Genomic DNA, 13,219 nt, shown 5'->3' on the forward strand with positions numbered 1-13,219 from the left:
GCCTGCCTTCTCCTTAACTAAATTTTCCAAGCTTAATCAGATCTATACCCGCAGGATATCCCTAGAATTAAGTATATTTGTACAGTTATACACCTTAAAACCGGAAAAAGCGGGTTCATTTAGGGCAATTTAGACCAAATGCTTTAAGGCTGTGCGGAATGGCGCTGAATCCTCTGCAAGTCATCAGCGCTGCATTTTTCTACAGCTTATTTTCCGTACTGCTGCTGCAGATATTTCACAATTTCCGCCGATTCAAACATTTTGACGCCGGTATTCGGGTCAACCAGATAAGGCACCTGCAGATTATCGCCCATGACCGTTAAAATCCGTTCACGCTTGCCGCCCGCCAGCGGCACATACTTGCCCGGCTTCAGGCGCAGCGCCGCTAAGCCCTGATCCTGCCAGCGCTCTTTGGCTGCGTTGTGAAATTTAAACGGCAGCTCCAATTCAGTGAGTACGCCGCGGACAATGCGGGTATAGGGGCTGGCCTCAAAACCCCACAGCTCAAGCAGCTGCTGCGGCGCTTCACGGTTTAAAATGTCCTTATTCACCCAAACACCCCGCGCGCCATTCAAAATTGTTCCTGCAAAAGCAGCCACGGGAATTTTAGGATAATGCGCATATTTTTTCGGGGTTGTTCCAGTTCTTCCGTAATGCTTGAATAAATAGTGAATGATGTCCTGCGACTCATACAGCTGGTCGCCGGTATTTTCATCGACTAAAAAAGGAAACTGCTTTTTTCCGCCCAGCTGCTTCATTTCCTGACGGTAGCGCTGGCCGCCTTTGGGACAGGGATACACTTCATAGTCCAAATTCAATACGGTCATCACTTCGCGCACACGGCGGCAAAAAGGCGACCCTTCAAACTCATACAGCTTTAAGGCTTTTTCCGGCTGCTTAGGATACGGCGTGCCGCTGGCGCCGCGACCGCCTTCAACAATAGCGGAGAGCAGCGCCTGCGCGACTTTAATTTGATGATGCAGCATGGTTGTGTCCCTCTTTTAGTTTTGCTTCGTTCTTCATTATTGTTAAATATTCAATGCATCAGCCAGTTTAAACCGCTGGCTGATGCATCTTGCAGTCCAAGCGTGCCGTTCTGCAGCTTAAAGCGCAATCAGCTGCTCTTTTGCAATGACAATGCCATTATTGTCTGCATACACATAGTCGCCTGAGTTGATGCTGACACCGCCAAAATTCAGCTGAATATCCGTTTCTCCAGCGCCTTTGCGGTTGCTCTTCTGCGGAATGGCCGCCAGCGCATGCACGCCTAAATCCAATTCGGCAATGGCATCGACATCACGCACGCAGCCGTAAATAATCACGCCATTCCAGTTGTTTTTTACCGCAGATTCAGCAATTAAATCGCCCATCAGCGCGCAGCGCATAGACGCGCCACCATCGACCACCAGCACTTTGCCTGCGCCTTCAGCTGCCAGCAGCTCCTTCACGCGGGAGTTATCCTCAAAGCATTTTACGGTAACGGCCTGTCCGCCAAAGCTTTTGCGGGCGCCGTAGCTTTTAAAGAATTTCCCATCCAGCGACGGCGTCACCACCTGCAGGTCTTTTTCCGGGTTGTCATCCAGCAAATCACAAGTTACAAAAGGCACTGTAGACACGTATCTATCCTTCATTTGGTTTTTTGTATGCGTAAATTATCATAAATCTGAAATTTTTCAGTTTGCGCAGCAGCTACATCGACCATAGTATGAGCCACTTGCGCCACTGTCACTGGCTTATATTTAAAACTGTCCGGCACTAAATGCGAAAAGCGCTGATACAGCTTCTGCGCTGCGTCCTCCAGCGTTCTTTGCTGCGGGCGCTGCCCCAGCAGCAGGGAGGGCCGGATAATTGAGGTACGGTATAAAGACAGGCTTTGTACATAATATTCCAGCTCGCCTTTCACCCGGTTATAGAAAAATGCAGATTTGCTGTCTGCGCCTAAAGCGCTGAGCAATATAAAATGCGTTTTCATGCTTTCCAGCAATTCAGCAAAATGCGCATTGATGGCGAAATCGGTATTATAGAATTTTTCTTTTGAACCCGCCTGCTTCATGGTGGTGCCCAGGCAGCTGAAGGCATGGGTATAGCCGCTGACATCCTGCTCATTCAGCAGTAGAAAGTCGTCCAGCTCAAACTGCTGCACTTTTTCCAGACGATTAAATTCATCATCACGCTTTCTGACCACAGCGGTAATATTTGCGCAATTTTCATTCCGGCTCAGCTGCCTGACCAGCTCCCTGCCGACTAATCCGGTTGCCCCAATTACAATTGCATTTTCTATAGATTTAATCATTTTTTATACAATCTCCCGTCTATCGGACTAATCTAACGTTTTCTTTGAGATTTTTCTGCATCTAAAATGTTGTCAAAGCATGTCAAGACTTGACTTCGATGCATAGTTTAATCAGAATATGGCACTTGTTTACGGGCTGGGTATAGTTCTTCTGATGTTGGTTTTCAGTTGAGTTGCAGCCCGCCCAGACCAATCTAATTCAAGGAGTGCACGAGTGGCAAACTCTGCTCAAGCTAAAAAACGTGCCCGTCAAAACGTTAAAGCACGTAAACACAACGCAAGCTTGCGTTCTATGGTTCGTACTTATATCAAACGTACAGTAGCGGCTATCGCTGCTGGTGACTATGCAGTTGCATCTGAAGCTTACAAAACAGCTGTTCCAGTAATCGACCGCATGGCTGATAAAGGCATCATCCATAAAAACAAAGCTGCTCGCCATAAGAGCCGCTTGAACGCGCAAGTTAAAGCTTTAGCTGCTAACTAATCGCAAAAATAAAAAAAGCCCTTTTTAGGGCTTTTTTTATTACTGAAAATCAATAATATATAAAATTAATTTGCACTTTTTGCTGCGCTTAACCGTTTTCAGATAATCAAAACTTAATTGTAATTTTTTTCAATAAAGCATTTATTGTGCAAACAAACTATCAAGATTCCAAAACAATGAAAACATGGCTTTACCTCTATACTGAATTTACAATTAAACATGGCTCACTGGCCAGCAGAGAACCCAGCTGAGCCTTGAATCAAAAATAGATAGATAATGGCGGTATCTGAATTAACATCCCCCCTGCTGCTCTTGCACATGCAGTGAAAGTAAAAAATTTTAGTGCTTGACTGGAATCTATGCAGAAAGCTAATCAAAATAGTAAAATATTGTTTGAATGGCCGGTGTGGAACGTGAAAAATCATTTAAATAGCCCTATCAGCTAGGATTGGGCTATTTATTAATTATTAAATTAATGATTTATATGAAAATATATATTGGATTTCGAATAACGTGTATTATGTTAATTTTAGGAAAACTAAGAAATTACTGCTTACTTAGGGACTGGATATTAATTTATGAAAGTAAAACACTTTTTTTTATCGCAAATAGATCCATCAAATGGAGATCATAGATTTACAAGTTTAGGTTTTTTTATCTATGCCGGGGTATATTGTATAGATGGTATTTCATACTATTCACATGTAATTGAGTATAAAGATGCTATTTTTTATATCTATGTTCCTAAAAGACTATTTGGGCAAGAATACAATAAATTAGTTAGTGATCTATTAAAATTTTCACCTGGTGAATTAGCATAAATACATAAGGGGGTAATACTATTCAAAATATAGCTTATTTATTATTATCTTATAAATTTTTGAACCAAAAAAATAGATCAACACTATTCAACTAAATCATAAAGGTATCTTTTCTCCATAAATAAAATTTTCACTTTGATATATTTAACTTTGTAACACGAAACATCTTTACTTAAATTATTTCTAAAATTTAATAATTTTTTCCCAACTGGAAAATCATATATTCTAGTATACATAAGCGTATAAACCTTACCATCAATATTAACATCGTACATTGGTGTACCATTTGCTTTTGAATATTTTTTTCCAAAAATAAACAACCTTCTATTATATTTTTTGGATCTTTTGATAGTTTAATCGCTGTCTCTTTATATGCATAATCTTTACCAAATATAAATATGATAATTAAAATAATCAAAAAAGCCATTATATAATTTGGACCTTCATTTTTTGTGGCCACAAAACCTCCTTTTCACATCATTATGATTATTTTAAGCCAATTCTGTTTAAACCAACAATTCAAATTATGAAGTCATTGGCTAAACAGAATTCGGGTTATTTAACATAAATCTCTTATACGCAGCGCCCATGTTAGAACCCATTTAAGGTGTCTATATTCTAACCAATAAAAATGTCTGGTCTATGATGCGTATCAACATCATGGGCTTGATATGAATATAGGGTATGCTATGCAGCCTAAAAGCGGGATGCACAGCACTGTTCCGTCCTGAATAAAATTGACACGTTCCAAACTTCGCTGAGGAGAGTACAATGGAAACAATTGTTAAAAAACTCAGCGGGATTACAGCTCCCCGCTTTTAAACTGTCCGTTATAGACCAAGTCGAAAAAGGCAAAATGACCGATATTCATTAAAATAAAAAACGCCCGATGAACCCCATCGGGCGCTAACCTGAAAATAAGTGTCAACCTATTCCAGGACGAGACATAGGCAAATATACTGCTACTCACCTTAATTTTTTCCGCGGTGCAAGCGCAATTAAAAAACCAACGAATATTTTTCACCCGCTTTCCGCGCTCATCCGGCCAATCAAATTTTAAAGCCATCAAAACAGCAGCAGATTCCTGCAATACGCCTAAATATATTTTTGTTAAGCCCCTTGTCAAATGCACCGCAATCCAGAGCGCTAAAAACAGCCCTCAGATGAGGGCTGTCCTTTTACCTTGCCGCTATTTCAGCTCTGCCAGCAACTTGAGATTCTGCGCCTTCAAATATGACAGCATTAAGCTCTGGTTCGGCGTTAATGCTGTCCATTTCTGATTGGCGTTGTTAGAGCACTTATACCGGATCAGGATTTGACGGTTATTGACCAAATAGCCCGTATTTAAGTCCATGCATTGCCCTGCCTGCTTAATGGCCTGCTGAGCAGCATCCATCGCCCAAATCTGGCTTTCTAAAGCCGGATTGCACTGGGTTAAGGTAATTTTTGCCGAATTGCCATTGCCCGTTAAGCATTGGCCTAGTGCCAGCCGGTTATGAATGCGCCCTAAGCCATCATAAACCCACTGTTCAGAGGCATCGCCCTTGCAGCCTGAGCTGCCGCTGATGTAAACATCATAGCTGCCGTTTTCCAATCTTTCCGCTTTCAAACAGTTTGAATTATTTTTCAGCAAAGCTGACTGCGCAAAAATATCTTCATGCTTCAGCCCCAGCGCATCATCCTTAAAGCTGTTTAATGCAGCTGCAGCCTCGGCTTTATGGTTCGCAAGATCCGCATGATAAACATTCACCCAGCGGTTCAGGCGGTAGATTGTTTTCTGCTGCTGCGCATAGCGCGTCAATTGCTGTGCAGCCAGCGCGCTGAGTTCATTTGAATTCGCCTTGTACGAGTCATACAGCAGCGCCATATCCGGCTTCAGGCTCATGATTGGGGCATCCGCCTGTGCAGACAGCGCCTGATCCAATGCCGGCAATTCAATTTTTCTAAGCGCGCTGTAGCCGTCGCCTCTGCCAATTTTAACCGCAGGCTTGATCGCCCCTGCATGTGCTGGAATATCAACACTGGATAATAAAACCGGCGCCTGATTGGCTTTCTTGCAGTACAAATCCGCTTTTTCCGGAGCATCGGCAACCGCGAGATTCACATGCAGCTTATTGGCATTGCCGTCCATTCTCTGCGGCGCCAACGCAATGTTTTCCATGCGGTTCGCATACTGCACATTCAGCCAGCAGGACGCCTGATCCTGTACGGTATTGGCCGCAGGCAGGCTGAATACATTGCCCCAGTTGCTGCGCGCAGCAGGATAAAGCAGGCCTTTCTGATCTGCAGGATCATAGCCGCCTAAAATGGTGAAAACAGGCACACCGAATAAGCGCGGCTTTAAATAATTTCCATCGCTGCTGTTGAACCAAACGGCTTTGGAGATTTCCTGATTAGGCGCTGGCACTTGCGGCCGAGAAACCTCCATAGCGCGTGTTTCAGGATTCCATTTTTTAAAGCCGGTCGGCGATGCTTCATCCCATACATCGCGGTCAAAATGCGGCTGAATTTTCAGGAAAGTGCTGTATCCAGTGTAATGCGTATATTTTGAGATGCTGCTCGCTGTATAGCCGCCAGACATCGCATCCGTCCCATAAGGAAAGAGGTTTTTAAAGTTCGGAATGCCGTTGCTGCCATCCCAAAGCGCTGTTGAAGTCCAAGTCAAATTGCCGCGCATTTTATTGCGGTTGCCAATATAGCCCCAGCCGCTGTCAGCATGATGCGCAGCCCAGAAATCATTCACTATCTTTTTATCTTTATCAATTTCTACACGGCCCGGATAATGGCCTAGGCCATAGTGATGGCCAATTTCATGACTGAATTCATTGCCAACCGAATCATACAGCGTCAGCATGCCATTGCCGCCGCTTAAGCCGTGACCTTGTTCGCCATTGGCGTATTTCCCGCGGCTATGATGCGCCACGACCGTTTCGGTCAATTGCGGCTGATCCTGACGGGACATTGATGCGCTGGTAACCCCCCAATTGGCAAGATTAATGCCGACACTGAATGTAGACTTGCCGACATCTCCGCGCATATCTCCTGAATAATCACCGCCCTGATCAGCACTGGCCGTATCATAAATGACGCCGGAAGATACCATGACGCGGGGCAGATAAATATCGTCATATTTAGCCACCGTCATCTGAGCAGCCGGAATAGTCTGAAAATAATCCGTGCCTGCCTTTTCAGGCTCCAGCAGCATATAGTGCCCATCAGAAACAGGCGGCGCAGTCAGCATGCCAATGCGGATATTGTTTAGAACCAGTTCTCCCGGCGCAGCAAAATCAATTCTGTTTTCAAACAGTTCACCGCTCCGCTTTTGCTGATCAATAACTTTCAGGCTTAAACCGGGACGCACCTCATCCCATGCCAGCTTTGCAGTCCAAGCCCGCTTGCTGTAGCTTACACGCGGCCTGTCATTCATATTCGGCTGATCTGAAGCTGGAATTTCAGTAGGCTCATCCAAATCAACTTGGCGGATAAATTGCCCATCCCGGTAAATCTCCAGCGTTAACCGGCTGATTTCACCCATATCGGCTGCAGGCGTGACCAATACCAGCGCCTCCCGCTCAGCAGTCAGCCTTGGCATCTGCTTCGCCTCATTGCCGTTCGGATCAACCACATGGCTCTGCCCAAACTGAATCATGGCTTGGAAGCTGCCGTCTAAATCCGGGCGTATAGTGCGCACCCGGTCTTGCGCGTCATCGTCATAAAAGCCGACAACAGAATCATCCGGCACATCTTGCTGAGGCTCCGGATAAGGCGGCTTTTCCTGCGCCACATGATCGCCGCCGCCAGAACCGCCCCCGCATGCACTGAGCATCAGCGCCAGTACACATAAACTTAATAAATTCCGTGAGAAATAATTCACACTTTTCATCTTTTCTATAATCCATTAGCAGAAAGCACATTAAGCATTAAAAAATAATAATATTTTTCATCAACTTAAGCATGAATAATAAATTTAAAAAGAAATAAACTCAAACCTCCTGCAGCAGAGATTCCATGCATAAAATGCCGACTGTTTATTTTTTGTGAACAATTAAGAAAAAGAGTGTGAGGCTTTTCATGCAGCGCCCGCACTTGAATTCAATAGGCCGCTTTAAGGCAGAAGCAAAACTGAAGAAAAACAAGATTAAGCTATTTTATTTGCGCGCCAATTCCATACAAATGCTATGGTATTCATTCAGGCGCAGCAGCGCTTCCTGCACATACTGTCTTGGGGAAAATAGAATGATCAACAAGTTCTTGCCGGCATTAGAAAAATTTCAAGAAACAGAACAGCAGTACATTGAATATTTCAGCGCAAAAGGCGAAAAAGACCCGCTTGGCCGAGTGATATCAAACATGAAAGGCACGGCGGAAATTCAGGCCTCGCAAGGCGTAGATTCATGGCTCGGCTACGGCATTTACCTGCCGGCAATCGAGCGCATTTTCGCCTTGCACCAAGGCGAAACGGAAGCGGAATTTTATTCGCGCACGCAGTATCCGCCAGATGTCGTCAATGCTTATTCCATACCGGATCATGCAATTGCAACATTAATCGCCGCGGATAAATACAGCCGGATCCATCAGCAGACGGTTCCTGTCAATACTGCGCTTTGGCCTTTGAATGATGACGGCCTCTGCATCAACCTGCAGGATTTTCCGCAGCGGCTGCAGGCCAAACTTTAAGATCTAGGCGCTGCGCTGCTTTTATCCTGCGAAACGCCCAGCCATCAGCTGTCCAGCTGCTGAAATTCGCGGATGTTCAATTCATTCAGCTCGCCGCGCCAAATCCATTTCAGCTTGGAATCCAGAAACGCATCCCCTTCAAACCAGACAAACAGGCCTTCCATCATGCTTGGCCAGTCTTCCTTGGTCACAATATGCCTGCCGGAAATCACCGCCAGAATCGCCGCTAGAATCGTGTCATGGCTGACCGCCAGGCTTAGGCCATAAGGGCTGCTGGGGTGGGTTCTGTAAATCAGCTCCAGCACATCAACCACGCCATGAATCGGATGCTTCATGCCCGGCAAGGCATTATTCACAAAGCTGTTGATAAAGCCCAAGGCGCCTTGCTGCTGAAAATACGGCCCGGCCTGCTTAATGTCCAGCACAAAACTGCCGGGCTCGACCAGCAGGCCCTGTTCAATAATTTCAATATGATGGGTATTCGGCTCCAGCGTTTTGACGTCCGCGCCCTGAATCATTAAGGCGGCGGTATCGACACAGCGCTGAATAGGGCTGGAAATGCAGTGCTGAATCACGCGGTCAGTATTGTCGATTAAATACGAGCCCCATTCCTCGGCCAGATCCCGCCCCTGATTGGTCAGCTGCAGGTCATAGCCGGCCAGCCCTTGCCCTGCCGCCACTTCACGTATGGAATGGCGGGTAAATAAAGTCACAGGCGTCTTTGCATCCGGCAATAAGTCTATTGCTTTGAGCATGCTGGGCGGGAGCAAATCTAAAGGCATAATCGGCAAAAAATCAATAATTCACAAAACACTATAGCATGATCAGTTTTCAGCTCAATGCCGTTTCTGCATCAGTGCAAGCGCCTGCAGCGCCAATTTTTTCATCTCGCCATTTTTAAATGCGATGAAACCGCCATTCAGCAGCGTACCGCGCTGGTTATATGCAAACGGCCGGCCCTTAAAATCAACTAAACCGCCGCCGATGCGTTCAAGCAGGCATTGCCCCGCGCTGGTGTCCCATTCGCAGGTCGGGTGGAAGCGCGGGTAAATATCCACACGGTCTTCCAGCATCATGCAGAATTTATAGGCGCTGCCGGCTTTAAACACACTGAAATCCGTCAGCGTTGATAAATCGTCTAAGTATTCCGCATACTGCGGCTTGTTTTGGCTGCTTTGACTCAGGCCAACCTGCACACGGGATTCGGCTTGCGCCGGATAATATTCCAGCCATTGCCCGGTTTTCATATCCAGCTTGAGCGGCATGCCCTGCTCAGGGCAGAAATAAGCGCTTTGCTCGCCTGGAACCGCCAATACGGCAAAAACCGTTTCTGCTCCATCCACCAGGCTCAAGTTAATGGTAAATTCAGGACGCTGATGCAGGAACTCCTTGGTGCCGTCCAAAGGGTCCAGCAGCCAAAACTTTGGCCAGTTTTGACGCTGTGATTCATCGCCCTCTTCCGACAGCAGCGGCAAGTCGGAAATCCCCGCTAAGGCCTGCGCAATATAGGCATTCACGCGGTAATCTGCCTGCGTTACCGGAGAATTGTCCGGCTTTTTCTCCACATCAAAGGCCCCGCCGGAACAGTAGCGCTGATATTCTTCTCGCAAAATTTCGCAAGCCTGTGTCACAATGGGCGCCAGCTGCAGGATCATTGCATCCTGCGGGCCAGCTGCTGCTTTAAACATAGAAAACCTTTTATATGCCGAATTATTCAGATAAACCTGTGATCATCTTTGACATGGATGGCACGCTGCTTGATCTTGCTTATGATGATTTCATCTGGAATCACCTGCTGCCCATCCGCTATGCGCAAACCCACCGCTGCTCTTTAGAACACAGCCGGCACACCCTGTTTGAGTTTTACCAAGAACATAATCATACCTTAAATTGGTACTCTTCACGCTTCTGGACGGCTAAAGTCGGAGTCGATGTGCTGGCCATGCAAATTGAGCATAAAGACAAAGTGGCCAAGCGCGAAGGCTGCCTGGAACTGCTGCGCCACCTAAAAGCCAATGGCTACCCCTGCTGGCTGGCCACCAATGCTGACGCCGCCGGGCTGGCATTCAAGCTGGAGAAAACCGGGATTGGCGAATATTTTGATGTCATCGTCAGCAGTGAAACCCTCGGCCACGCCAAAGAATTCAGCGAATTTTGGCAAAAGCTGCAGACGCTGCATCCCTTTGATGCAAATCACTGCTATTTTATTGATGATACCGAAAAAGTGCTGAATGGGGCAAAACAGTTCGGCATTCAGAATCTGTACAGCATTCTGCAGCCGTCTTCCGACAAAGCGCCGCGCAGCGCTTGCAATTACCCGATGCTGGACGCATTAACAGATTTAATCCCTATTTTAAAAAATGCCGAGGAACTGAAGCAATATGCGTAAATCCAATCTGGCCGAAGATGCGGCTGGTATGCGTATAGACAAATGGCTGTGGGCCGCGCGGTTTTTTAAAACCCGCTCCATTGCCAAAAATGCCATTGAGGGCGGCAAAGTCCATCACAATGGCGAACGGGTCAAAGTGTCGCGTGAAGTCCGCGTGGGCATGGAACTGGCCATTCAGCAAGGCATTGAAAAAAAGTCCGTGCTGGTCAAAGCGCTGTCTGACGTCCGCGGCCCGGCACCCGCTGCCCAGCTGCTGTATGAAGAAACAGAAGTCAGTATTGCGCGCAGGGAGCTGCTTGCATCGCAAAGAAAGCTGCATAATCTTGCGCGTCCGGAGCACCGGCCGAGCAAAAAAGACCGGCGCGATATCGGCAAATTTAAAAGAGAAAATGATCAGCAGTTTGACCAGAATTGGTCTTATAATGATGACTAAGCTGGAGCGTCACAATATGTCGCACGTATTGTGATTTCTAGTGTACACAACAATAAATTCTGTCAATATACGCCTGTGGAAGAAGTTTCAATTTAAGACATCCACTTAAGTATATTGTTTCGTGACATCGTATTGAGGTTGTAAGATGGATGATAATAAAAGCAAGGCGCTGAATGCTGCATTGGGTCAAATTGAAAAGCAGTTTGGCAAGAATACAGTGATGCGTTTAGGTGACAATACAGTTTTGGCTGTTGAAGCAGTATCAACTGGGTCACTCACCTTGGATATCGCACTCGGCATTGGCGGCTTGCCGAAAGGCCGTATTATAGAAATTTACGGCCCTGAATCTTCAGGTAAAACCACCATGACATTGCAAGCCATTGCGCAATGTCAAAAAGCGGGCGGAACCTGCGCATTTATTGATGCTGAACATGCTTTAGACCCGCAATATGCACGCAAACTTGGTGTAGATCTCGATAATTTATTAGTATCACAGCCCGATCATGGCGAACAAGCGCTTGAAATTGCTGATATGCTGGTGCGTTCTGGCGCGGTCGACATGATCGTTGTCGACTCCGTAGCGGCATTAACCCCGCGTGCTGAAATTGAAGGCGAAATGGGCGACTCGCACATGGGCCTGCAGGCGCGCTTAATGAGCCAAGCCTTGCGTAAAATGACCGGCAACGCCAAGCGCTCCAACTGCATGGTGATCTTCATTAACCAGATCCGCATGAAGATTGGCGTAATGTTCGGCAGCCCGGAAACTACCACAGGCGGTAACGCGCTGAAGTTCTATGCATCTGTGCGCCTGGATATCCGCCGTATTGGCCAAGTGAAGGAAGGCGACGAAATTATCGGTTCTGAAACCAAAGTCAAAGTTGTGAAAAACAAAATGGCACCGCCATTTAAAGAAGCGCTGTTCCAAATCTTATATGGTAAAGGCGTCAATCAGCTGGGTGAATTGGTTGATTTAGCTGTGGCGCAAGAATTGGTGCAAAAAGCAGGCGCCTGGTATTCATATCAAGGCAGCAAAATTGGCCAAGGTAAAAACAACGTCATTCGCCATTTAGAGGAAAATCCTGAAATTGCGAAAGAACTTGACCGTCTGATTCGTGAAAAGCTGCTGACGCCAGTTACATTGCCAGTTGACGAAAAAGATGACGTAGAACCCGATTTACTCGATGCTTAACTTCAACATTAAGCGTTAAACTGTGAAACGCCCTGCGGGGCGTTTTTTCTATATAAGCATATGCAGAATGAATGACTCAAAATTTCCAAAACTTCTCGACTATCAGGCTTTAAAGCAGCAGTTCGGCGATGATGAGGCGCACCCGCCCGCCCCGGATCAGGCAGCCCCAATGCAGCAGGATGAAGCCCTGAGCTTTGATCAGGAACAGACTGAGAAAAAACCCGGCCTGCAAGGCTCGCGCCTGCGCTCTTACGCGTTTGCAGTGCTGACCCGCAAAGATTATTCAAAAGCGGAATTGATTGAAAAGCTGGCCTTATATGCGGAATCACGCGACGAAGTCATTGCGCTGGTCGAAGAACTGTCTGCGCAGTGCTATCAAAGCGATCAGCGCGTTGCGGAAATCATGCTGTCCAGCCAAAAGCGCAAAGGCAAAGGCCCGAACCGCATCAAAATGGCGCTTAAAACCAAAAAAATTGACAGCAGCCTGATTGCGGAAGAATTAAAGGAAACCGATTGGGCAGAACAGGCCTATCAGCTGAAAGTGAAAAAATACGGCAAGAGCGTAGAGCGCGATCCGAAAATTAAAGCCAAGCAAATCCGCTTTCTGATGTACAGAGGCTTTGAGATAGATGCCATTATGAAAGCAATTTCGCGTAAAGAAACAGATTGGGACTGAATTGAAATAAGCTGAAAATTAAATGATATAAGAAAAAATTTAAAATGCGGTTAGAGGAATTATTATTTTAGAAACTGGTGGCAACCCTGCCAGCAGGACTTCGGCACATCATAGGTCTACTACCGTTGCTACCTTCCGGTCCTGGCGGGGTTTGTAGATTACAATTGCGAAGTAACCGGCAGGGCTACCATTGCAAGAACAGAGTATAGAGATTTTTAACAAACTTGCAAGGCCAAATGACCTTTTTATCTAAGCTG

The 13,219-nt window shown here is 46.2% G+C and carries 15 protein-coding genes and 1 other RNA gene; 7 read left to right on the top strand and 9 right to left on the bottom strand.

Annotated elements, in window-relative coordinates; all coding sequences use genetic code 11:
* Positions 1 to 206: 206 nt before the first annotated feature.
* The 3 genes from RSA72_RS00345 to RSA72_RS00355 all read right to left on the bottom strand — a co-directional run bounded on the left by RSA72_RS00345 (position 207) and on the right by RSA72_RS00355 (position 2,293).
* Positions 207 to 986 carry a glutathione S-transferase N-terminal domain-containing protein gene (locus RSA72_RS00345; RefSeq protein WP_332623328.1) on the bottom strand — a complete coding sequence of 260 codons (780 nt, stop codon included), beginning with the start codon at positions 984 to 986 and terminating at the stop codon, positions 207 to 209.
* A gap of 117 nt (positions 987 to 1,103) precedes the next feature.
* Positions 1,104 to 1,616 carry a ribonuclease E activity regulator RraA gene (rraA, locus tag RSA72_RS00350; protein WP_332623327.1) on the bottom strand — a complete coding sequence of 171 codons (513 nt, stop codon included), beginning with the start codon at positions 1,614 to 1,616 and terminating at the stop codon, positions 1,104 to 1,106.
* A gap of 11 nt (positions 1,617 to 1,627) precedes the next feature.
* Positions 1,628 to 2,293: an NAD(P)H-binding protein gene (locus tag RSA72_RS00355; RefSeq protein WP_332623326.1), complete on the bottom strand. Its 666-nt coding sequence runs from the start codon at positions 2,291 to 2,293 to the stop codon at positions 1,628 to 1,630.
* Positions 2,294 to 2,507: 214 nt separating this feature from the next.
* On the opposite strand from RSA72_RS00355, the gene rpsT reads away from it, so the two are divergent.
* Both rpsT and RSA72_RS00365 read left to right on the top strand, forming a co-directional pair.
* Positions 2,508 to 2,777, top strand: a complete 270-nt coding sequence (gene rpsT / locus RSA72_RS00360; protein WP_068910853.1) for a 30S ribosomal protein S20 — start codon at positions 2,508 to 2,510, stop codon at positions 2,775 to 2,777.
* 578 nt (positions 2,778 to 3,355) lie between these two features.
* Entirely contained in the window at positions 3,356 to 3,598 is a 243-nt protein-coding gene (locus tag RSA72_RS00365) for a hypothetical protein (RefSeq protein ID WP_332632611.1), read from the top strand.
* Between the two features lie 190 nt (positions 3,599 to 3,788).
* On the opposite strand, the gene RSA72_RS00370 is transcribed toward RSA72_RS00365, so the two are convergent.
* From RSA72_RS00370 to RSA72_RS00380, 3 genes are all read right to left on the bottom strand, one after another.
* The gene (locus tag RSA72_RS00370) at positions 3,789 to 4,058 is read right to left on the bottom strand and encodes a hypothetical protein (protein ID WP_332632613.1); all 270 of its coding nucleotides are present in this window, start codon (positions 4,056 to 4,058) and stop codon (positions 3,789 to 3,791) included.
* A 342-nt stretch (positions 4,059 to 4,400) separates the two neighbouring features.
* On the bottom strand, positions 4,401 to 4,664 hold the full coding sequence (locus RSA72_RS00375; RefSeq protein ID WP_332623465.1) for a hypothetical protein: 264 nt from the start codon (positions 4,662 to 4,664) through the stop codon (positions 4,401 to 4,403).
* Positions 4,665 to 4,787: 123 nt separating this feature from the next.
* Positions 4,788 to 7,481, bottom strand: coding sequence for a M66 family metalloprotease (locus RSA72_RS00380; protein WP_332623463.1), 2,694 nt, complete (start codon positions 7,479 to 7,481; stop codon positions 4,788 to 4,790).
* 353 nt (positions 7,482 to 7,834) lie between these two features.
* On the opposite strand from RSA72_RS00380, the gene RSA72_RS00385 reads away from it, so the two are divergent.
* Positions 7,835 to 8,275 (top strand): hypothetical protein, encoded by a 441-nt coding sequence (locus tag RSA72_RS00385; protein WP_332623462.1) that lies wholly within the window; start codon positions 7,835 to 7,837, stop codon positions 8,273 to 8,275.
* Between the two features lie 44 nt (positions 8,276 to 8,319).
* Here the strand turns inward: RSA72_RS00385 and RSA72_RS00390 are convergent, their stop codons facing one another.
* Both RSA72_RS00390 and RSA72_RS00395 read right to left on the bottom strand, forming a co-directional pair.
* Positions 8,320 to 9,057 (bottom strand): histidine phosphatase family protein, encoded by a 738-nt coding sequence (locus RSA72_RS00390; RefSeq protein WP_332623461.1) that lies wholly within the window; start codon positions 9,055 to 9,057, stop codon positions 8,320 to 8,322.
* Positions 9,058 to 9,111: 54 nt separating this feature from the next.
* Positions 9,112 to 9,963 carry a 3'(2'),5'-bisphosphate nucleotidase CysQ family protein gene (locus RSA72_RS00395; RefSeq protein ID WP_332623460.1) on the bottom strand — a complete coding sequence of 284 codons (852 nt, stop codon included), beginning with the start codon at positions 9,961 to 9,963 and terminating at the stop codon, positions 9,112 to 9,114.
* A 14-nt stretch (positions 9,964 to 9,977) separates the two neighbouring features.
* Here RSA72_RS00395 and RSA72_RS00400 point away from each other — a divergent pair, with 14 nt between their 5' ends.
* The 4 genes from RSA72_RS00400 to RSA72_RS00415 all read left to right on the top strand — a co-directional run bounded on the left by RSA72_RS00400 (position 9,978) and on the right by RSA72_RS00415 (position 12,962).
* Positions 9,978 to 10,664 (top strand): HAD-IA family hydrolase, encoded by a 687-nt coding sequence (locus RSA72_RS00400; protein WP_332623458.1) that lies wholly within the window; start codon positions 9,978 to 9,980, stop codon positions 10,662 to 10,664.
* Positions 10,657 to 11,097 carry an RNA-binding S4 domain-containing protein gene (locus tag RSA72_RS00405; RefSeq protein WP_332623457.1) on the top strand — a complete coding sequence of 147 codons (441 nt, stop codon included), beginning with the start codon at positions 10,657 to 10,659 and terminating at the stop codon, positions 11,095 to 11,097. The genes RSA72_RS00400 and RSA72_RS00405 overlap by 8 nt, the downstream gene beginning before the upstream one ends.
* A 145-nt stretch (positions 11,098 to 11,242) precedes the next feature.
* Complete coding sequence (gene recA, locus RSA72_RS00410) at positions 11,243 to 12,286, top strand: recombinase RecA (protein WP_332623455.1); 1,044 nt, start codon at positions 11,243 to 11,245, stop codon at positions 12,284 to 12,286.
* Between the two features lie 67 nt (positions 12,287 to 12,353).
* A complete protein-coding gene (locus RSA72_RS00415) occupies positions 12,354 to 12,962 on the top strand; it encodes a regulatory protein RecX (protein WP_332623454.1) in 609 nt (202 codons plus the stop codon).
* A gap of 84 nt (positions 12,963 to 13,046) precedes the next feature.
* Here the strand turns inward: RSA72_RS00415 and ffs are convergent.
* An RNA gene (gene ffs / locus RSA72_RS00420) (signal recognition particle sRNA small type) lies at positions 13,047 to 13,143 on the bottom strand.
* Between the last annotated feature and the right edge of the window lie 76 nt (positions 13,144 to 13,219).

This window comes from Acinetobacter sp., assembly GCF_036659555.1.
Taxonomy (GTDB): domain Bacteria; phylum Pseudomonadota; class Gammaproteobacteria; order Pseudomonadales; family Moraxellaceae; genus Acinetobacter.